At 71.0% G+C, this 19737-nt stretch carries 20 protein-coding genes, 2 tRNA genes and 1 pseudogene; 12 read left to right on the forward strand and 11 right to left on the reverse strand.

What is annotated here, in order from left to right; genetic code table 11:
- Positions 1-21: 21 nt before the first annotated feature.
- From ACZ6YG_RS25530 to ACZ6YG_RS25540, 3 genes are all read left to right on the forward strand, one after another.
- Positions 22-2973 carry a UPF0182 family membrane protein gene (locus ACZ6YG_RS25530; protein ID WP_148029302.1) on the forward strand — a complete coding sequence of 984 codons (2952 nt, stop codon included), beginning with the start codon at positions 22-24 and terminating at the stop codon, positions 2971-2973.
- Positions 2974-3027: 54 nt separating this feature from the next.
- A tRNA-Met gene (locus ACZ6YG_RS25535) sits at positions 3028-3101 on the forward strand.
- Between the two features lie 141 nt (positions 3102-3242).
- Positions 3243-3316 (forward strand) — tRNA-Met (locus tag ACZ6YG_RS25540).
- Positions 3317-3425: 109 nt separating this feature from the next.
- Here ACZ6YG_RS25540 and ACZ6YG_RS25545 read toward each other — a convergent pair.
- Positions 3426-4349, reverse strand: a complete 924-nt coding sequence (locus ACZ6YG_RS25545; protein ID WP_271278957.1) for a CPBP family intramembrane glutamic endopeptidase — start codon at positions 4347-4349, stop codon at positions 3426-3428.
- A 199-nt stretch (positions 4350-4548) separates the two neighbouring features.
- Between ACZ6YG_RS25545 and ACZ6YG_RS25550 the strand changes: the two genes are divergently transcribed.
- Positions 4549-6141 (forward strand): peptide chain release factor 3, encoded by a 1593-nt coding sequence (locus ACZ6YG_RS25550; protein WP_466019379.1) that lies wholly within the window; start codon positions 4549-4551, stop codon positions 6139-6141.
- A 13-nt stretch (positions 6142-6154) separates the two neighbouring features.
- Here ACZ6YG_RS25550 and ACZ6YG_RS25555 read toward each other — a convergent pair whose 3' ends face one another.
- From ACZ6YG_RS25555 to ACZ6YG_RS25570, 4 genes are all read right to left on the reverse strand, one after another.
- Positions 6155-6958, reverse strand: a complete 804-nt coding sequence (locus ACZ6YG_RS25555; protein WP_466019380.1) for a hypothetical protein — start codon at positions 6956-6958, stop codon at positions 6155-6157.
- Between the two features lie 201 nt (positions 6959-7159).
- A complete protein-coding gene (locus ACZ6YG_RS25560) occupies positions 7160-7897 on the reverse strand; it encodes a hypothetical protein (RefSeq protein ID WP_364237086.1) in 738 nt (245 codons plus the stop codon).
- The gene (locus tag ACZ6YG_RS25565; protein WP_466019381.1) at positions 7894-9120 is read right to left on the reverse strand and encodes a vWA domain-containing protein; all 1227 of its coding nucleotides are present in this window, start codon (positions 9118-9120) and stop codon (positions 7894-7896) included. Before ACZ6YG_RS25565 ends, ACZ6YG_RS25560 begins: the two co-directional genes overlap by 4 nt.
- Positions 9117-10205, reverse strand: coding sequence for an AAA family ATPase (locus ACZ6YG_RS25570; RefSeq protein ID WP_466019382.1), 1089 nt, complete (start codon positions 10203-10205; stop codon positions 9117-9119). Before ACZ6YG_RS25570 ends, ACZ6YG_RS25565 begins: the two co-directional genes overlap by 4 nt.
- Positions 10206-10338: 133 nt before the next feature.
- Here ACZ6YG_RS25570 and ACZ6YG_RS25575 point away from each other — a divergent pair.
- Together ACZ6YG_RS25575 and ACZ6YG_RS25580 are read left to right on the forward strand one after the other, a co-directional pair.
- A pseudogene (locus ACZ6YG_RS25575) lies at positions 10339-10665 on the forward strand (class I SAM-dependent methyltransferase); the annotation flags it as partial.
- 115 nt (positions 10666-10780) lie between these two features.
- Positions 10781-11014: a hypothetical protein gene (locus ACZ6YG_RS25580; RefSeq protein WP_466019392.1), complete on the forward strand. Its 234-nt coding sequence runs from the start codon at positions 10781-10783 to the stop codon at positions 11012-11014.
- Here the strand turns inward: ACZ6YG_RS25580 and ACZ6YG_RS25585 are convergent.
- Positions 10986-11288 carry an EthD family reductase gene (locus ACZ6YG_RS25585; protein WP_466019383.1) on the reverse strand — a complete coding sequence of 101 codons (303 nt, stop codon included), beginning with the start codon at positions 11286-11288 and terminating at the stop codon, positions 10986-10988. The genes ACZ6YG_RS25580 and ACZ6YG_RS25585 overlap by 29 nt on opposite strands.
- A 293-nt stretch (positions 11289-11581) precedes the next feature.
- Between ACZ6YG_RS25585 and ACZ6YG_RS25590 the strand changes: the two genes are divergently transcribed.
- Genes ACZ6YG_RS25590 through ACZ6YG_RS25605 form a run of 4 tightly spaced genes read left to right on the forward strand, consistent with a single transcriptional unit; the run spans position 11582 to position 15146 of the window.
- Positions 11582-13813 carry a sensor histidine kinase gene (locus ACZ6YG_RS25590; RefSeq protein WP_466019384.1) on the forward strand — a complete coding sequence of 744 codons (2232 nt, stop codon included), beginning with the start codon at positions 11582-11584 and terminating at the stop codon, positions 13811-13813.
- Positions 13806-14231, forward strand: coding sequence for a roadblock/LC7 domain-containing protein (locus tag ACZ6YG_RS25595; protein ID WP_148029312.1), 426 nt, complete (start codon positions 13806-13808; stop codon positions 14229-14231). The genes ACZ6YG_RS25590 and ACZ6YG_RS25595 overlap by 8 nt, the downstream gene beginning before the upstream one ends.
- Positions 14228-14578, forward strand: a complete 351-nt coding sequence (locus ACZ6YG_RS25600) for a DUF742 domain-containing protein (protein WP_219543950.1) — start codon at positions 14228-14230, stop codon at positions 14576-14578. The genes ACZ6YG_RS25595 and ACZ6YG_RS25600 overlap by 4 nt, the downstream gene beginning before the upstream one ends.
- Positions 14559-15146 (forward strand): GTP-binding protein, encoded by a 588-nt coding sequence (locus ACZ6YG_RS25605; protein WP_148029314.1) that lies wholly within the window; start codon positions 14559-14561, stop codon positions 15144-15146. The genes ACZ6YG_RS25600 and ACZ6YG_RS25605 overlap by 20 nt, the downstream gene beginning before the upstream one ends.
- On the opposite strand, the gene ACZ6YG_RS25610 is transcribed toward ACZ6YG_RS25605, so the two are convergent.
- Entirely contained in the window at positions 15143-16462 is a 1320-nt protein-coding gene (locus ACZ6YG_RS25610) for a glycoside hydrolase family 6 protein (RefSeq protein WP_271280200.1), read from the reverse strand. The genes ACZ6YG_RS25605 and ACZ6YG_RS25610 overlap by 4 nt on opposite strands.
- A gap of 192 nt (positions 16463-16654) precedes the next feature.
- Between ACZ6YG_RS25610 and ACZ6YG_RS25615 the strand changes: the two genes are divergently transcribed.
- Positions 16655-17230 carry a hypothetical protein gene (locus tag ACZ6YG_RS25615; protein WP_148029316.1) on the forward strand — a complete coding sequence of 192 codons (576 nt, stop codon included), beginning with the start codon at positions 16655-16657 and terminating at the stop codon, positions 17228-17230.
- Here ACZ6YG_RS25615 and ACZ6YG_RS25620 read toward each other — a convergent pair.
- A complete protein-coding gene (locus ACZ6YG_RS25620) occupies positions 17227-17805 on the reverse strand; it encodes a class I SAM-dependent methyltransferase (protein WP_466019385.1) in 579 nt (192 codons plus the stop codon). The genes ACZ6YG_RS25615 and ACZ6YG_RS25620 overlap by 4 nt on opposite strands.
- Before the next feature lie 55 nt (positions 17806-17860).
- Between ACZ6YG_RS25620 and ACZ6YG_RS25625 the strand changes: the two genes are divergently transcribed.
- A complete protein-coding gene (locus tag ACZ6YG_RS25625) occupies positions 17861-18328 on the forward strand; it encodes a group II truncated hemoglobin (RefSeq protein ID WP_466019386.1) in 468 nt (155 codons plus the stop codon).
- Here the strand turns inward: ACZ6YG_RS25625 and ACZ6YG_RS25630 are convergent.
- The 3 genes from ACZ6YG_RS25630 to ACZ6YG_RS25640 form a co-directional block, all read right to left on the reverse strand.
- Positions 18325-18549, reverse strand: a complete 225-nt coding sequence (locus ACZ6YG_RS25630; protein WP_148029319.1) for a hypothetical protein — start codon at positions 18547-18549, stop codon at positions 18325-18327. The two genes, ACZ6YG_RS25625 and ACZ6YG_RS25630, sit on opposite strands and share 4 nt — an antisense overlap.
- Before the next feature lie 5 nt (positions 18550-18554).
- On the reverse strand, positions 18555-18728 hold the full coding sequence (locus ACZ6YG_RS25635) for a hypothetical protein (protein ID WP_246639496.1): 174 nt from the start codon (positions 18726-18728) through the stop codon (positions 18555-18557).
- 173 nt (positions 18729-18901) lie between these two features.
- A complete protein-coding gene (locus ACZ6YG_RS25640) occupies positions 18902-19306 on the reverse strand; it encodes a hypothetical protein (protein ID WP_271280197.1) in 405 nt (134 codons plus the stop codon).
- Positions 19307-19737: the final 431 nt, after the last annotated feature.

The following is a 19737-nucleotide window of genomic DNA, read 5'->3' on the forward strand; positions in this document are numbered from 1 at the left end:
CCAGGAGCCGGCGGCAGGGCGATGCGCTTGCCCCGCCGACCGCGACTGCTTCTGCCCGTCGCGATCGCACTCGTGGCGATTGTGGCGCTCTTCTTCCTATTTTCCGGGATTTATACCGACTATCTATGGTTTAGCGCTGTCGACTACACGCGGGTCTTCTCCAGCGTGCTGCTGACCCAGGTGGTGCTGTTCCTCATCGGAGCGGTGCTCATGGTCGGCATCGTCGGCGGCAACATGCTGCTCGCCTACCGCACGCGGCCGACGTTCGGCCCGGCGGTCTTCGGCGGGGGCAGCGGCGCCGACCGCTACCGCGCCGCGCTCGACCCGCACCGCAAGCTGATCTTCATCGTCGGCCTGGCCCTGCTCGCGCTCTTCGCGGGCTCCTCTCTCGCCGGCCAGTGGCATACCTGGATCGAGTTCGCCAACGCCCAGCCGTTCGGCACGACCGACGCCGAGTTCAAGCGCGACATCTCGTTCTTCATGTTCGAGCTCCCGTTCATCAGGCTGGTGCTCAACTTCCTGTTCACCGCCGTGATCCTCTCGGCCATCCTGGCGGCGATCACCCATTACCTGTACGGCGGGTTCCGGCTGCAGTCGCCCGGCGTGCACGCCTCCAAGGCCGCGCGCATCCACCTGTCGGTGCTGCTCGGCGTCTTCGTCCTGCTCAAGGCCATCGCCTACTGGTACGACCAGTTCGACCTGGTCTTCTCCGACCGCGGCTTCGTCCACGGCGCCTCCTACACCGACATCAACGCGGTGCTTCCGGCCAAGAACATCCTCGCGATCATCGCCCTGATCTGCGCCCTGATGTTCTTCGCCGGCATCTTCCGGCCGGGCGGCATGCTTCCCGGGGTCTCGTTCGGCCTGCTCGCGCTCTCGGCGGTGCTGATCGGCGGCGTCTACCCGATGCTCGTCGAGCAGTTCCAGGTCAGGCCCAACCAGCAGGCCAAGGAGTCCCCCTACATCGCCCGCAACATCGAGGCGACCCGAGACGCCTACAACGTCGACGACGCCAAGGTGGAGCCCTACAGCGCCGTGGCCGACCCCAGCCAGGTGCGGGAGAACGCCGCCGGCGACACGTCCGTGACCGGCGTCCGCCTGCTCGACCCCGCGCTCGTGTCCGCCACCTACGAGCAGACCCAGCGCATCCGGGGCTTCTACAACTTCGCCGACCAGCTCGACGTCGACCGCTACCCCGACGCCAACGGCAAGCTCACCGACCACATCGTGGCCGTGCGCGAGCTGACCGGCCCGCCCGAGGGCCAGAACAACTGGATCAACCGCCACCTGGTCTACACCCACGGCTACGGCTTCGTGGCCGCCCCCGGCAACCAGGTCGACTCCAGCGGACTGCCCGCCTACGACGCCAAGGACATGCCGGTCACCGGCCCCCTGGCGGAGCGCACCGGCCTCAAGGAGTCGCGCATCTACTTCGGCGAGACCACCGGCGCCGACTACGTCATCGCCGGCGGCAACCCCGAGCGCCCGCAGGAGCTCGACTACCCGGAGACCGGCGGCACCGGTCAGAAGAACACCACCTACACGGGCAAGGGCGGAGTCCCGGTCGGCTCGTTCATCAACCGGCTCTTCTACGCCGCCAAGTACAGCGAGGTCAACATCCTGCTGTCCGGCGACGTCAACGACAACTCCAAGATCCTGTACGAGCGCAGCCCGCGTGACCGCATCGCCAAGGTCGCCCCGTTCCTGACGCTCGACTCCGACCCGTACCCCGCGATCATCGACGGCCGGGTCACCTGGATCGTCGACGCCTACACCACGTCCAACTCCTACCCCTACTCGCAGAGCGAGAGCCTGCAGGAGATGACCCGCGACACGGCCACCGACCGGTCCCGGGTGATCGCCCAGCAGCCGCAGGACAAGATCAACTACATGCGCAACTCCGTCAAGGCCACGGTCGACGCCTACGACGGCACCGTCACGCTCTACGCCTGGGACCCGGACGACCCGGTGCTCAAGACCTGGAGCAGCGCGTTCCCCGGCATCATCCAGCCGAAGACCGAGATGAGCGAGAGCCTGCTCGCGCACGTCCGCTACCCCGAAGACCTGTTCAAGGTGCAGCGCTACACCCTGTCGCGCTACCACATCACCGACGCCGCGGCCTTCTACAGCGGCCAGGACTTCTGGAACGTCCCCAACGACCCGTCGCAGGGCGAGCAGAACGTCAAGCAGCCGCCCTACTACCTGACCACCACGATGCCGGGTGACCAGCCGAAGTTCTCGCTGACCACCACGTTCGTGCCACGGCAGGGCCCCAACCTGGCGGCGTTCATGGCCGTCGACTCCACGGCCGGCGACGGCTACGGCAAGCTGCGCATCCTGCGCATGCCGTCCAACACCCCGATCCCGGGCCCCGGCCAGGCGCAGAACGCCTTCCAGAGCCGGTTCGCGGGTGAGCTCAACCTGCTGGGCGTCGGCGCCTCCTCGGTCCGCTACGGCAACCTGCTGACGCTGCCGTACGCGGGCGGCCTCGTCTACATCGAACCCGTCTACATCCAGGTCGCGGCGGGAGGCGGCCAGGAGCCGTACCCGATCCTGCAGCGCGTCCTGGTGTCGTTCGGCAGCGAGATCGGCGTCGCCCGCAACCTCGACGAGGCGCTGGCCCAGGTCTTCGGCAAGGAGCAGACCACCGGAGACCAGCAGCAACAGCAGTCTCAGGAGAACCAGCAGCAGGAAAACCAGCAACAGCAGCAGTCCGCCCTGCAGACCGCGATCGGCGACGCCCAGAAGGCGTACGACGACGCCACCAAGGCCCTGCAGAGCGACCCGCCCAACTGGGAGGAGTTCGGCAAGGCGCAGCAGCGCCTGGACGACGCCCTGGAGAAGCTCCGCACTGCCGGGGTCCAGGCGCCGGTCACCCCGACCCCCTCGCCGACCGGTTCGCCGTCACCGTCGCCGTCCCCGACCGGGTCGGCGACCCCGGCGCCGACCGAATCACCGGAGCAAGGGTCTTAGCTCTCTCGATTTGCGTGAGTCCCGCGTCGGGGATAGTCTTTAGACACACACCGACGCGGGGTGGAGCAGTTCGGTAGCTCGCTGGGCTCATAACCCAGAGGCCGCAGGTTCAAATCCTGCCCCCGCTACGAGAAGAAACGCCCTCCAGGATCTTCCTGGAGGGCATTTCGCATGTACAGCCATCTTCAGGCAGAGGAAGTCGATCTTCCCGCGGGCGCCCGTCGATTTGCGCGATCTCCCGTTTCAGGGATAGTGTCAAGACACACCGACGCGGGGTGGAGCAGTTCGGTAGCTCGCTGGGCTCATAACCCAGAGGTCGTGGGTTCAAATCCTGCCCCCGCTACGAGAAGAAACGCCCTCCGGGATCATCCCGGAGGGCGTTTCGCATGTCCGGGCAGCGGAGCCGCCCGTTCCCGCAGGGCCCGCGCACGCCCAGTCCCTGGCTGGAGCGTTCAGCTCCGATGGACAGCCTCCGGCGCGGGTTCCGGCCGGTACCCGAGCCGGCCGCGCGTCGCGACGAGCACCACGAGCGCCGCCGTGGTGCCGGCGAGCAGAGTGACGTGGGACGCCTGCTCGGCGGTGGCGAGCGAAGGGAACACGTCCGCGTACATGATCGACATGAAGTTGTTGACGCTGACGTGCAGCAGCATGACCAGCGGCAGGCTCTGACCGGTCCGGTTGAACACCCAGGTGACGACCACGCTGAAGACGCAGGCGAAGGCGACGAACTCGCCGACCCTCATCCAGGTGACGTCCGGCCACCCGCCCCACTCGCTCAGGAACAGCGGCAGGTGCCAGATGCCCCAGAGCGGGCCGAGGACGAGGGTCGCGCCCAGCGGGCCGAACCTGCGCTGCATGCGGGGCAGGGCGAAGTCACGCCAGCCGGGCTCCTCCGCCAGGCCGGTCGTGACCATCTGGATGAGCAGGCCCGGCAGGTAGGCCACCAGCATGACGGCGGACGGCAGGCGGATGTCTCCGCCGGACAACGCGAGGCCGCTGACGATGATGGCGGCGGGCACGCCGACGGCCGTCGCGACATACCAGACCCAGCTGACCCGCCACTTGGTCATGCGGCCGATCCACCGGCGGACGCCTTCCCTGCCGTCCGCGACCGCCGTGACGATGAACGCGGCGAGGATGGGACCGAGATACGCGCCGGGGAGGACGCCCAGGATCTGCGTGCCGCCGAGCGCCGAGGGGAAGGTGAAGTCCAGGACCCCGAGACCGGTCGCCGAGAGGATGTAGGGCGTCCAGGCGGCCCAGCTCATCAGGTTGGCCAGGACGAAGAAGCTGATCAGCGGACGGCGGCGGATGAACCCCCGGATCCCGGTCCGGCTCGGCGGCTGATCGACACCTGGCGGGCTGTCGACTGACATGACATCGCTCCTTGGGGGAGTGGCTTGGCTGACGCTGATCAGCACACCAGCCGCGGCCCCGCCGGTCGCTCCCGCGTACGCCCCAACCTGCGGTACAGCCAGGGGTACCGAGTCGGCCCAGCAGGTGTCAGGCGGTCGCCGGGCGGCCACGCGGGTAGAGTGATGCGGTCCGCGGGGTGAGCACGGCAGGGGTAGGACGATGATCGACATCATGGGCGAAGGCGGCCGGCGCCGGACGTTCGCCGTCATCAGCCACCCCGACGCGGGCAAGTCCACCATGACCGAGGCGCTCGCCCTGCACGCCTCGGCGATCACCCAGGCGGGGGCGGTCCACGGCAAGGCCGGGCGCCGCGGCGTCACCTCCGACTGGATGGAGATCGAACGCTCGCGCGGCATCTCGATCACCTCCGCCGCGCTGCGCTTCGACTACCGGGGCCACGTGTTCAACCTCGTCGACACCCCCGGCCACGCCGACTTCTCCGAAGACACCTACCGGGTGCTGGCCGCCGTCGACTGCGCGGTCATGCTCATCGACGCGGCCAAGGGCATGGAGCCGCAGACCATGAAGCTGTTCGAGGTGTGCCGCCACCGCCGCATCCCGGTCATCACGTTCGTCAACAAGTGGGACCGTCCCGGCCGCGACGCCCTCGAACTTCTCGACGAGATCGAGGACCGCACACGCCTGCGCCCCACGCCGGTCACCTGGCCGATCGGCGCCGCCGGCCACTTCCACGGGGTGATCGACCGGCCGGCCGGGCGCGCGGTCCGCTACGAGCGGACTCCCGGCGGCGCCACCAAGGCGCTGACCCGCGAGCTGACCGACGAGCAGGCCCTGGCCGAGCTGGGCGAAGACTGGCGGCGCGCCGGTGAGGAGACCGCGCTGCTGTCGGCCATCGGCGCCGACCACGACCAGAAGGCCTTCGAGGCCCACGAGTCCACTCCGGTGCTGTTCGGCGCGGCGCTGCCCAACTTCGGGGTGGCGCGGCTGCTGGACACGATGGTCGAGCTGGCCCCGCCGCCGGCGCCGCGTCCGGACGTGCACGACACGCCCAGGGCGCTGGACGCGCCGTTCTCCGGGCTGGTGTTCAAGGTGCAGGCCAACATGGACCGCGCGCACCGCGACCGGATCGCGTTCGTCCGCGTGTGCTCCGGGCGGTTCGAGCGCGGGATGGTGCTCACCCACGCCGCCACCGGGCGGCCGTTCGCCACCAAGTACGCCCAGAGCGTGTTCGGCCAGGATCGCACCACGCTCGACGAGGCCTACCCCGGTGACGTGGTCGGCCTGGTCAACGCCGGTGCGTTGCGGCCCGGCGACACCCTGTTCGACGGGCCGCCGGTGACCTACCCGCCGATCCCCAGCTTCGCCCCCGAACACTTCGCGGTCGCCCGGGGACGCGACTCCGGCAAGTCCAAGCAGTTCAGGCGCGGCATCGACCAGCTCGATGCCGAGGGCGTCATCCAGGTGCTCCGCTCCGACCTGCGCGGCGACCAGGCGCCGGTGCTGGCGGCGGTCGGGCCGATGCAGTTCGAGGTGGTGCAGCACCGCATGGCCGCCGAGTTCGGCGCCGAGATCAGCCTCGACCGGCTCGACTACACGCTGGCCCGCCGCACCGACGCCGCCTCCGCGCCGGCCCTCGACCGCGAGCGCGGCTGTGAGGTGCTGACCCGCTCCGGAGACCAGGTGATGCTGGCGGTGTTCACCGACCAGTGGCGGATGCGCACGATCGCCCGCGACCAGCCCGGCCTGACCCTGGAGCCGCTGATCGCCGACACCAGCCGGGAGCAGCGCTGACCGGCCCGCGCCGCTAGCCGTTCTCCGCCAGCCAGCGGTCCAGCTCCTCCCGGTCCCGGCGCAGCTCCGGAACCCAGACCCCGGCGTCGCGAGGGTCATACTTGAGCAGCTCGGGGATGTCCGCGTTCCAGTCTTCGGCGATCTCGGCGACCGCCTCACGGAGCTTGGCCTCCAGCTTGCTCCGCACGAACAGCAGGCCGACCGCCGCGAGCGGCCGGACCCAGCCGCGTCCCCGCACGACCACCGTGAGGCCGAGCCGCCACTTCCCGCCGCCCTCGGCCGCCGCCCTGACCAGCAGGCGCGCCTGCCCGTAGTGATGCCGGAGCAGCACGGTCACCGGCGCCTGCCCGCCTCCGCCCTCCACCTGGCGCCACCACTGCCGGAAGTCGAGCCGAGCGGCCCACGACAGCCGGTGGAGGCGCTTGGCGGCGTGGTGCTCGCCCCCGGCCACGAGCGACCGCGGCGCGCCGGGGTCGGACAGCTTCACCGTCCACGTGGTCTTCTGGTCGTCGGGGTGCCAGGTGGTGACGGCCGCGCTCACCTCTCTCGTACGCTCCCATGAGGTGATCAGCAGCTCGCTGGTGGTGCCGTTCCCGTCCTCGCCCTCCGGCGGGTCGGTGTGGCGCTGGTAGCGCGCGCCGGCGGTCAGGTGGTCGCCCTCGACGAGCGCGACGTCGGCGAGGTCCTCGTCGCCCCGGATCCAGCCTTCCTCGTCCGTGCGCAGGTCCTCCGCTCGGTCGAGCAGGGCGCGTACGTACTCCTCGAACCAGTCGCGGGGGATCGCCTCGACGACGGCTGCTGCCTGTAAACGGGCCATACGAAGCATGGTCGCGGCGATACCGGACCCGTGTCCACAAGCCGGCGCCCTCCGGGGTCTCCCTCGGAGGGCGCCGGTCGGGGCATGGGGGTCCTTACGCCATCAGCACCTCCTGCGGCTGTCCAGGGCTCTGTCTCTCGGGAAGCCACGGTCATGGAGAGGTACGGAGGAGCGGGCGGTCGAGTTCACCCCTGGCATCGCTCAATCGCCCCGGAGGGCGCGGAGCACGGCCGCCTGCTCGGCTGTCGTGCCCGCCTCGCGGGCGCGGGCGGCGTCCGCGGCCGAGAACCCCGCGACCACCCAGGCGGCGACCTCGGTACGCGGTATCGCCGCGTCCCACCAGTCCCGCATCAGGCCGAGCGCGTCGACGCCGCGTCCGGCCAGGCCGGCGGCCTCGGCAGGAGTGAAGCCGATGGCGCGGTAGACGGCCGCGCCGGCCGGGTCGATGCCGGTTTCCGCCCAGGACACGGCCGCGGCGCCGGTCCATCCCGCGTCGAGATAGGCACGCGCCGTCGCGGCGGGCACACCGCCTCCCAGGAGCGCCCGCATGGTCTCGCGCTGCTCGCCGTCGAGCGCGCTGGGCCGGGGCGAGCGGGAACGGAGCAGGGTGCGCAGCCACCCGCGCGGGCCGGGACGCTCCCCGGCGAGGTGCCGCTCGGCCGCTTCCGCGTGCGGGTAGCCGAGTTCGTGCCAGCGCACGGCGTCGCGGGGCGTCATGCCCGCCCGCAGGAGAGGCTGCACCGTGTACGGGGAGAGGCCCGCGGTGCGCCAGGCGAGGGCCTGATCGGGGGTGTGGACACCGGCGGCCCGCCATCGTTCGGCGGTGTCCAGCGGGAACCCGCCGCCGATCCAGCGCCGGGCCTCGGCGACGGTGAACCCGCGGGCGGTCCACTCGTGCAGATCCTCGGGCTCGGGGCGGTCGGCGTAGGCGATGCTCATGATCTCTCCCGGTCGAGGTCTTCGTCTCGGATCGTGACGGTGTGGGCCCAGGCGGGCGGTCGTCCGGTGCCGACGAGGCCGACCAATACGGGGACGGGCGGCCGGTGCTCCGGCCACGGGGTCTGCCCGTCGGTGAGGACGACGACCAGGTCGGGGCGCGGGCGCAGGGCCAGGGCGGCGGTGATGCCCTCGCGCAGGTCCGTTCCGCCTCCGCCGGTCAGCTCGATGTCCTCCGTCCTGCGTACGGTCTGGACGGGGTGCGCGTGCAGGTCGCAGCAGATCACCCGCAGCCGCCGCCCTGGACCCCGGGCGAGAGCGGTGATCTCGGCGAGGAACCGGGTCAGCATGGGCTGCGGGATGCTGCCTGAGGTGTCCGCGACCAGCACGATCTCGGGCGCCGGGGCGACCATCGCGGGCAGCACCACGCCGTTCACGGGCGGGCGCCGCGCGGGCCGGCGGTAGGAGAAGTCCACCCGTCCCGAGGCCTGCCTTACGCCGCGCCGGACGCGCGCGCCGAGCTCGGCCCGCCAGTCGACGGCGGGACGCAGGCGTTCCCCGGCCCAGCGCCGCCACCCGCCGGCCACCGGAGACCGGGCGGCGGCCCTGGTCTCGATCTCGCGGGCGATCGCGAGTTCGAGGATGTCGCGCTCGACGCCGTCCAGCCCTCCGCCGGAGATCTCGTACGGGCGCTCCACCCCGTCCGCCGCGCTGCCGCAGTCGATCAGCTCGGCGAGCGGGCGGCCGCCCCGGCGGTGTGCGGCGTCGAGAACCTCGATCAGCGACAGGTACTCCTCCGCCATCCGCCCTTCCGGCAGGCCGAGGGCGCGCGGGGAGATCACCCCTGCGGGCGCGCCGGCTTCGAGGTCGTCGTTGACCTCGGCGTCGGCGGCCTGGATCCAGTGCGGTGACGGCCCGGGGGAGCGGGCGGCGTGATGGCGGACGAGGTGGCCGATGTGGTGCAGCAGCCACCATCCGATCTCCCCGGTGGGCGTGGCCAGGGTCGTGCCGGGGTCGAGGTGGACGTGCCACCGGGTGTCGGTGGGGAAGGCGCGGAACTCGGCGTCGGCGACGGGCTCGCCGGTCACGTCGTCCAGATACGGTTCGAGGACGACCGGCCTCAGCGCGAACAGCGCGCTCGCCAGGTAGGGCGCGCGGGCGGCGGCCCACACCCGCGCCTCGGCGAAACGCCGCAGCACGTCGGGGGTACGGTCCACGGGGTTCATGGCATGAGGCCCGCGGATCGCAGGATCGGCGCGAGGTCGAGGAGCGCGGACGGCAGGCCCGCCCCGGCCGGCCGGTTCGCGGCCAGCGTACGCGCCGAGGCCGCGGCCACGTCGGGCGTCGTCTTGGAGACCCGGCCGATCACCGTCCAGGCGCGTTCCCAGGTCACTGCGCCGCCGTCGGCCACCACGTGCGCGACCAGCCCGCCCAGCAGCGCGTGCAGCCGGTCCGCCCGATCCGGCAGCGGCGCATCGGGGTCGTCCAGCAGGGTCTCCGGGTCGGGCAGGTCCAGCGTGCGCAGCCAGGACAGCAGCTCGAACCCGGCCGCCTCGCCCACCGCCCCGATCACCAGCGCCGCCACCCCCGCTTCGGTGGCCGCGTTGGCCTCTCCGGCGGCCAGCGCGATCGCGGCCATCTCCCAGCTGCGCGGGCTCGGCCAGCTCCTGCCCGCGCGCTCCGGCGTACCGGGCACGGCGAGCACCAGCTCGGGCCTGACCCGCAGGAAGGCGCCGACCCGCGCCTTCGCGGCGGCCACCCCCGCCCGCGACGGAGGGACGACCCGGACGGCGTCCGGCTCGGGGAACCCGTGGGCCAGGCCGTCGGCCACGTCCACGGGCGAGACCTCCCAGTCCAGGTGGACGAGCCGGTTCGCGAGCGGCGCCGACAGCTCCCAGCCGTCCGCGGCCAGGTCCGGCGGGTTCGCGGCGGCCACGATCCGCACCCCTTCGGGAAGTACGAGGTCGCCCACGGCGCGTTCCAGCACCACCCGCAGCATCGCCGCCTGCACCGCCGGCGGCGCCGTGGTCAGCTCGTCCAGGAAGAGCAGCCCCGACCCGGCGGACGCCAGCCGTTCCGCCCAGCGCGGCGGCGCGAACCAGGTCCCCTCCTGGCGGACGACCGGGAGACCGGCGAAGTCGCCGGGCTCGCGGACCGATCCGACGACCACCTCCACCGGCAGGTCCAGCTGCCGCCCGAGCGTGACGACGGCGGACGTCTTGCCGGTGCCCGGCGCTCCCCACAGCAGGACGGGCAGATCCGCCCGCACCGCCATGGCGAGGGCCGTGCGCACGCTGTCGTTCTTCGTCATGGGAATCCTCCAAGGTGTCGCGTCAACCATAGTTGACCCCTCGGAAAGCGGTCAACTACGGTTGACGGAGGTGGAGGTGCCCAAAGTGATGTCGCCCCGCGCGGCCACGAGCGCGTCGACGTATGACTGGATCATGAGCGCTCGCTACGACGGCCTGGCCGAGTGGTACGACGAGTTCAACGCCGAAGGCGCCGCAGGGAACGCGCCCGAGCTGGCCGAGCTGCTCGGCCCGGGCGACGGCCCATGCCTGGACCTGGGTTGCGGCACCGGCCAGTATCTCGACGCGATCCGCGCGACCGGCAGGACCGTCGTCGGGCTCGATCGGTCAGCCGACCAGTTGCGGCTCGCGCGCCGCAGGGATCCGGCGCCGCTGTTCCAGGGTGACGGCCACGCGCTGCCGTTCCGTGACGGCGCGTTCGGGACCGTCGCCGCCCTCTGGGTGTCCACCGACATCCCCGACTTCGCCGCGCTGACGAAGGAGGCCGCCCGGGTGCTGCGCCCGGGCGGCCTCCTGCTGTTCTACGGGGTGCATCCCTGCTTCAACGGCCCGCACATCGACAGGCGAGGACGGCGCCGTGACCATCCACCCCACCTACCGCAGGACGGGATGGCATCCCAAGGGGCCGTGGTGGCGGGAGGGCGGCATCAGGGACAGGCTCGGCATGAGCCACGTCCCGCTGCCCGACCTCATCAACGCGTTCATCGACGCCGGGCTGGTGATCGAGCGGCTGGCAGAGCCGCGCGAGCATCCCGTGCCGTTGATCCTTGCCGTGCGCGCCGTCAGACCACAGTGTCCGCCGGGCCCGTGAGCATCGTGACGCCCGCGCCCGCGAAGTTCGCCAGGTCCGTCACCGCCTGCTGGCCGACGTCGCTGCCCATGGCGATGTTGAACGCGGCCTCGTCGTCGAACGTCAGCACCGCCACCAGGTAGTAGGCCGGCTCCGCGCCCCCGGGCCGGGTGGCCGTGTAGGAGCGCAGGCCGGGCAGCCGGGCGGCGAGGGGCGCGTGCACCTCGTCATAGTGCTTGTCGAACGCGGCCGTGCTCTCCGGGTGGTGGTAGAGCGCGAGGAGCTGGTACGCCATGACGCCTCCAGATGTCGGTTGCCTCGATCAAACATCGGCGGAGCCGCGAGCGGTAGCCCCGGCCAGGAGCGCGCACCACGACGCGATACATCATGACAAACGGTTGTAAACGCGAGTATGTGGCGAGTTGGATATCAAACTCTCAACTTTTGTGACGCCGGGTTGTAGCCCGTGACCCTCAGCGGCATAGTGGGGCAAATCACAGCGCGCATCCGTCGCGGGAGTGCTCTGCAGGCACTCGCCGCCTCTACGGCATCGACTATGCGCAGGCACGCGCGGATTGGATGAAGCGTATGAGAGCCGCCCCACCGATCCGCTCCAAGCTGGTCCGCATCCTCATCGTCCCGCTGGTCTCGCTGATCGGCTTATGGATCTACATCGCGTACACCATGGTGGGCGAGACCTCCGGATTCGCGGGCAGCCGCAGCGAGTGGGACGCCGTCGGCGTCCCCTCCCGCGACCTGATCACCCAGCTGCAACGCGAACGGCAACTGACCGCCGAGGCCGCCGGGAACACCTCGGGCAACGCCCAGCTCGGCACCCAGCGCCAGCACACCGACCAGGCCGTGGCCCGCATCAGGGACGTGGCCGCCACGTTGATGGGCGACGTCAGCACCCCGCCCGACGCGGTGCGCGACCTGCTCGGCGAGCTCGACGGGCTGCCCAGCATCCGGGCCGGCGCCGACCTGGACCAGGTGCCGGTGCTCGCCACCACCGAGAAGTTCAACAACGTCATCAGCGTCGCCAACCGCCAGTTCGCCGGCACCGAGATGATCACCGCGGTCTCCTCGTACCGGGTGCTGCGCGGCCTCGGCTACTACGGCGCCGTCGACGAGTACGTGGCCAGGGAGAACGCCATCCTCACGCCGGCGCTGCAGCGCGGCGAGATGACCAGGGCCGAGCACGGGGCGTTCGTCGCGGCGATGGCCGGCCGCCGCGTCCAGCTCGTGAACGCCGAGCGGGACATGGGCCCCGAGCTGCGGGTCTGGCACGAGCAACTGCTGGCCGAGCCCGCCTACCAGCGGTTCACCACCGCCGAGGACGCCGTCTTCCACTGGAACAAGAGCGGCAAGCCGCCGATCCTGGCCGAATCGTGGCGGCGGGACGCCGGCGCCGTCCACACCATCCTGAGCGACAACTACGCCAAGGAGCTGGCCCGCGCCTCCGCCAAGGGCGAGGACCTGGTCTTCGCCGGCCTCATGCGGATCGTGCTCGTCGTCGGCCTGGGCCTGCTGGCCGTGGTGCTGTCGATCGCACTCTCGTACCGGTTCGGCCGGTCGCTGGTCAACGAGCTGAAGAAGCTGCAGGGCTCGGCCGTCGAACTGGCCGAGGTGCGGCTGCCCCGGCTGGTCGAGCGGCTGCGCAAGGGCGAGGACGTGGACCCGGCCGAGACGCCGGAGCTGGAGAGCGCCCGCACCGCCGAGGTGGAGCGGGTGGTGCAGGCGTTCTCGGCCGTGCAGCGCACCGCCGTCGAGGCCGCCGTCGGCCAGGCCACCCTGCGCAAGGGCGTCGGCCAGGTCTTCCTGAACCTGGCCCGCCGCAACCAGGCGCTGCTGCACCGCCAGCTCTCGCTGCTGGACGCGATGGAGCGCAAGGCCGAGGACCCGGACACCCTTGAGGGCCTGTTCAAGCTCGACCACTTCACCACCCGCATGCGCCGCCACGCGGAGAACCTCATCATCCTGTCCGACGCCGCCCCCGGCCGCCGCTGGCGGGACCCGGTGCCGATCTTCGACGTGGTACGCAGCGCCGCGCTGGAGGTGGAGGACTACACGCGCGTCACCATCCAGCCGATGCCGGACAGCCCGCTGCTCACCGGCGGCGCGGTGACCGACGTCATCCACCTGGTCGCCGAGCTGCTGGAGAACGCCACCGCCTTCTCGCCGCCCAACACCAGCGTGCAGGTACGCGGTCTCACGGCGGCCAACGGCTTCGCCCTGGAGATCGAGGACCGCGGCCTGGGCGTGAACCCCGGCACCCTGGAGGAGCTGAACGCCCAGCTCCTCACCCCGCCGGAGTTCGACCTGGCGCGCAGCGACCGGATGGGCGTCTTCGTGGTCTCCCGGCTGGCCGCGCGGCACGGCATCAAGGTCACGCTCCGCCCGTCCCCGTACGACGGCACGACCGCGATCGTGATGCTGCCGACGTGCATGCTCGCGGAGCGCGCGCCGGTCCCGTCGCAGCTCAGCCAGTCGCTGTTCGAACCCGTCCGGCAGGTCCCGCCCCCGCCGCCCAGGGAGGTGCGCGCGTCCGGCCCCGTGCGGACGCTCGACCCGCCCACCGGGCCGATCCCGCGGCAGACGGACCCGGACGACGACCTGGACGGCCTGCCGGTCCGGGTACGCCAGGCACATCTGGCACCACAACTAAGGAAAACACGTCCGGAGCAGGAGCCCGAGGTCTCCGCCCGCGCCCCCGAGGAACTGTTCAGCCTCATGACCTCCATGCAGGAGGGCTGGCGGCAGGCGCGCAGGGAGACGAACGGCGACCGCGACGTGCGCGACGAAAGGGACTCCCATGGCTGACGCGAGATCTGAGCTGAGCTGGCTGCTCGACGACCTGGCCAACCGGGTCGCGGGAGTGCGGCACGCGATCCTGCTGTCCGCCGACGGCCTCACCATGGGCGGGTCCCAGGGGCTGACCAGGGAGGACACCGAACACCTCGCGGCGATCGCGGCAGGCAGCCACAGCCTCGCGATGGGCGCGGGCCGGCACTTCGGCATGGGCGGCGTCCGCCAGACGATCATCGAGCTGGAAGGCGGCTTCCTGTTCGTCACCGCGGCCGGTCAGGGCGCCCGGCTGGCGGTCCTGGCCGCGGGCGACTCCGAGCTGGGCCTGATCACGTACGAGATGGCCCTGCTCGTCCGTCGGGTGGGCGAGCACCTGACCGCGCTGCCGAGAGGCGCGGCGCCCGCGCCGGTGTGGAACGGGATGACACCGTGACAGACGACGATCCGGGGCCTCTGATCCGGTTGTACGGTCTCACGGGCGGCCGGGCGCGGCCCCAGGGCGAGGCGTTCGACCTGGTGGCCATCGTCGCCACGGTCCACCTGCCGCAGGAGCCGTCCGTGCTGAACCCTGAGCATCACACCATCCTGCGCATCTGCCGCAGGCCGACCCCCGTGGCCGATGTCGCGGCCGGGCTCGGCCTGCCGCTCAACGTCACCCGCGTGCTGCTCGGTGACCTGCGGCGCGAGGGGCTCGTGAGCATCACCCCGCCGAAGCCCGCCAACCAGTCGATCGATGAACGTACCTACAGGGATGTACTGCATGGAATTCGCAGGCTTTGATCGCCCCCGGCCCTCCGGAGGGACGCTCACCGCGACCGCCCTGAAGATCCTGGTGGCCGGCGGCTTCGGCGTGGGCAAGACCACCATGGTCGGCACGATCAGTGAGATCCGCCCTCTGCACACCGAGGAACTCCTCAGCGACCGCGGCGTGGGCGTGGACGACGTGTCCGGCGTCGAGCGGAAGGTCGCCACCACGGTGGCGCTCGACTTCGGCCGCATCACCATCCGCCAGGATCTGTGGCTGTACCTGTTCGGCACCCCCGGGCAGGACCGTTTCTGGTTCATGTGGGACGAACTCGCGCTCGGCGCGCTGGGCGCCGTCGTGCTCGCCGACACCCGCAGGCTGGCCGACTGCTTCCCGGCCGTCGACTACTTCGAGCAGCTCAAGCTCCCCTTCGTGGTCGCGGTGAACTGCTTCGACGGGGCCCGCCGGCACGATCCTGGGAAGGTGCGGCGGGCCGTCGGACTGGACGAGACGACTCCGGTCATCATGTGCGACGCGCGTAACCGGTCCTCGGTCAAAGAGGTCCTGACCATGCTCGTCACCCATGCGATGGAGGTCCGCTAGCGGGCTGTGCAGGCGATCGGCGCCGGGGTGGCGGCCGAGCCGTTGGCCAGGAAGCCGAACGTGGTGGTGCCGCCCGCGGCGACCGTGCCGTTCCAGCCGAGGTTGCCGACCGTCACGGACGAACCGGAGGAGCTCAGGTCGCCGTTCCAGAGCTGGGAGATCGACTGGCCGCCGGCGAAGGACCAGCCGACCTGCCAGCCGGAGATGGCCGACGCGCCGGTGTTGCGCACGGTGACCTCGGCCTGGAAGCCGCCCTGCCAGCTGTTGACGATCGTGAACGCCGCGGCGCAGCCCTGGCCGGTCGGGGTCACGGTCGGGGTGACCGTCGGGGTGACGGTGGGCGTCTGGGTCGGCTCGCCCGCCGCGATGGCCAGGTCGTAGGCGCGCTGCGGCACGAACTGGCCCGCCGCCGCGATGCAGCCGTCGGCCTCACCCGGCGGCTTCACCCACAGGAACGCGTCGATCATCGAGTCGCCCGTCGCCGTGGTGCTCCACGTGCCCGTGGCGCGGCCCGCGGGGTCGCACCACTCGCTCCCGGCCGGGCCGTTGCCGTTGCGGCTGGTGTCGATCACGGCGCGCAGTCTGGAGTCGCCGGTCGCCGCTATGACGCTCTTCGCGTACGACACCAGGCCGGGCGACGAGCGGTAGTTGGAGGTGTTGACCGCGATGCCGTCGGCGCTGCTGGACACGTTGGCGCCGCGCAGCCGGTTCGCCGCCTCCCCGGCCGACAGCCAGGCGTCGTGCCCGATGTCGTAGTACACCTTCACCTGAGACGACGTCGCCTTGAACCGCTGGCCCGCGTACGACATCGACGCCTGCACCTGGGCCTGCTCGGTGGAGTTCATGCAGTTCGACATGATGGCCAGGGCGTCCGGCTCCAGCACGATCGTGGCCGGGCGGCCGCCGAGACCGGCCGCGATCTGGTCGATCCAGGCCCGGTACGCCGTGTGGTCCGGCGCCCCGCCCGCGCTCGGGCCGCCGCAGTCGCGGTTCGGCATCGCGTACACGGACATGATCGGGATCTTGCCCGCCCTCGACGCCGCGCCCACGTACGCGTCGACCTGCGCCCGGACGGTGGACGGGTTGTACGTGGCGAACCAGCGGCCCTGCGGGACCGCGGCGATCCGGTCCCTGATCACCGGGGCGCGGCTGTCGCCGGGGTTGGCGGCCACCCACTTGGCGGCGTTCGTCTCCGGGTCCACGTAGAACGCCGAGTCGGCGGCCTGGACGGCGGAAGAGGTGAAGACGGCCGCCCCCGCCACGGCGGTCGCGACCGCGGTGAAGAGGGCGGCCAGCACGGGCCTTCTACGAGACATGGAAACTCCGTCCTGATATGGGAGCGCTCCCACGCATGGTAGGGAGCCCTCGCCTCCTGCCAGAAGCGCGATCGGCCGCCGGAAGGCAAAGGCACAGGCGGGAGGCCGATGAGCGGCTGAAACTTTCAAGCGGGATTACGACTGACGGCGATCGCGCCGGTCAACCGGCCTGCTCTTGCTAGGGTCCCGTGTGTGCGTGTCCCCGTGACGGGTTCCACCGGCAGGGTGCGGTGGCTCTGGCTCGTGGCGCCGGCCACACTCGCGGCCCTTCTCACCCTCATCGCGATGGTCTTTCCCGGCGGCAGCCTTTATGTCCTGTCTTACGCGGTCCTGTTCTGGATCCTGACGACGGCCCTGTGGATCGTCCTGCTCTGCGTGCCGCGCTATCGCCGCAGCCCCGGCATCGCGGTCGCGCCGCTCGTCGCCGCGCTCACCTGCGCGACCGTCGCGGCCGACCTGCCGATGCGCGCGGCGTTCGCGGTGTCGGAGCCCGCGCTGACCGCCTACGTACGGTCCCTGCCGCTGCATCCCGACAGCGTCACGGTGGGCGACGCCGAGAGCGGGCTCGGCGTCGAATGGGTCGGGCTCTTCCCGGTCGGGCGGGCCGTGCGCCACGTCGACCGGGCCGACCTGGGCGTCATCGGGTCGGGAGGCTGGCTGGAGTTCTGCGGTCTCACGTACGTGCACGGGGAGCGGCTGAGAACCTACCGGTTCTCGTCCGTCGACCGGCTCTCCGACAGTTGGTACGCGACGTGCGAGGACTTCTAGGGCCTGCGGCTGACCAGCAGATAGCGCCAGAAGAGGAGGCGCCTGACCCGGGCGCCGGGCAGGAGGCGGGCGGTGTGCTCCCTGACCTCGCCGAGGGTCATCACCGGCGGCCTGACCGGCGCCTTCACCGGTGCGGAGCTCCGGCGGCTCAGCGCCAGGCGCGCGACGGCGTTCACCGGGACGGCCGCCAGGCTGGTCAGGTGGTCGGCCGCGGTGCTCTCCCGGTAACAGCCGAGCACCGCGAGCACCCCACCGGGCACGAGCGCCGCACGCAACCTGACCACCGTCTCGAACGGCACGTGGTGCAGGCTGGCCAGGCACGAGATGAAGTCGTAGTGGGCCTCGGGCAGGTCCATGGCGGTGACGTCGGCGCGCGCGTATCGGACACCCGCCGCGCGCGGCGCCGCCTCGATGACCTCCGGCGACGGATCGATCGCGTCCACGACCGCACCACGGGCGGCCAGCCGGCGCGCGAACAGCCCGGTGCCGCAGCCCACGTCGAGCGCGGTGGCCGCGCCCGCCGGGAGATGGCGGAGCAGCAAAGGGTGGTAGTGGTCGTTGTGATCGAAGGTCATGGATCCGAGTATCGGAGGTGTTGCCGGGCCGACATCATGATGATTACATGATTACATGACCGAAGACGGCATACCGACGCTTTACGAATGGGTCGGCGGCACGGATGCGCTGGAGCGGCTGACCGAGGTCTTCTACCGCCAGGTCGTGAAGGACGACCTGATAGGGCCGCTGTTCGCGCACATGGATCCCGGCCATCCCCGGTACGTGGCCATGTGGCTGGGCGAGGTGTTCGGCGGGCCCGCCCGCTACACCGGCGAACGCGGGGGATACTCGCACATGCTGGCCCACCACCTCAACCGGGGCATCACCGAGGAGCAGCGGCGCCGGTGGGTGAGCCTGCTCATGGACGCCGCCGACGAGGTGGGGCTGCCGGACGACCCCGAGTTCAGGGCCGCGTTCGCCGGCTACATCGAATGGGGCACCAGGATCGCCCGCACCAACTCGCAGCCCGGCGCCACGCCGCCGCGACAGGCGCCGGTGCCACGGTGGGGCTGGGGCGTCGCTCCTCCGTACCAGCCTTAGAACTCCAGCTGCGGCGGGTCCTCGACCTCCATGGGGTCGATGAAGGTGTCGGACTCGCGGGGGTCCTCCTCGTCCACCCATCTGGAGATGCCACGCGGGATCTCGTCGTCGATCTCCACGATCTGGTGCTGCTGGGGGAACACGTCCTCGTACATCGCGGCCCACGACTGCTGCGGGTCGTCCCCCAGATCCTTGCCGATCTCGTACGGTTGCTCACTCATCGAACTCACGCCTTGCCGATCATCTCGACCGTCTTCCTGGCGGCCCAGCCGAGCAGGGACAGAGCGACCACCACCTGGGTGGCGCGCGACCAGAAAGTGGAGGTCACGTCCGCGTAGACGACCACGCCCAGCCACATCAGGTTGAATATGGCTACCAGCGCGATGGCCGCCCAATTCATCCCTCTCTGCCACATATGCGCAGTCTTACAGTCACCACCCCAAGCCCGGGTATGCGTTGGGTCACCGCCGCGTTGTTTGCCGTTCCAGCCCGCCTGTCGAGAGCAAGCCGCGCGGGGGCACGGGCGGAAGCAGCTCGTCTGTTGAGAGCGAGCCGCGCGGATCACGGCGGAAGTCAGCGACGCAGGCTGCGGACCGGGCCGACGCAGCGGCGCAGCCGCATGCTGTCACGGGGGCGCGGCTTGGTCTGCTGCTCCGCCAGGCAGGCGAGCAGGGCGGCCGCCGCCTGGGCGTCCGACAGGATGCGCTGCACGGCCTCTCCGGGCTGCGGAAGCTGCCCCCGCTCGTCGAGCTCGTGCCTGACGAACGTCATCGGGTCCGGCGCGCCGGCGTGCTCGGCGGCCACGGTCGCGCGAGCGGCGGTCAGCAGCCGCAGGTAGTGCGTCCGCAGCATCGCCTCGCGCATGCGGGCCTGCTCCAGGTCCTCCACCAGGGTCCTCGCCACGTCCAGCAGGTCACCCGCCTGGGTCGCCGGGTCGGCGAGGAAAGCACGGATGTCGTCGTATTCCGAGCGGGTCATGCCGGACACCTCCGAGAGCGCGGGACTGCTCGTGGCAATTCGTACCGCCGGGGCATTGCGGACCACTTGCTGTTCGCTTGCCCTGGGCCCTCCCGGACCAGTGAGGTTTGGGTGTCCCCTGGGGAGGGAAGGACCTGATGATTACCTCTGTGGGCCCGAGATGGTCTTGGAGGCTGCTACAGTTGCTCAGGCACGGGCAGCCACGGACTCACCAGAGTCCCGGAGAAGCCCGGCGAGTCCCACTCCACACTGATCGTCCGGATGGTTCGCATCTGTCCGGATCGGCCGGTAAGGTAGAGGGGTTGCCTCGGAGACGGGGTGGTTGCCGATTTTTGAAGCTCGATGGGGTTCGCGTCAATTTGACACGAACTTGGGGGGCTGCGAAGATTGGTAACACAAAGACGAAATGAACGCCTCTTCGGCGGGGGCCG

This window comes from Nonomuraea sp. NPDC054003, from assembly GCF_055585125.1.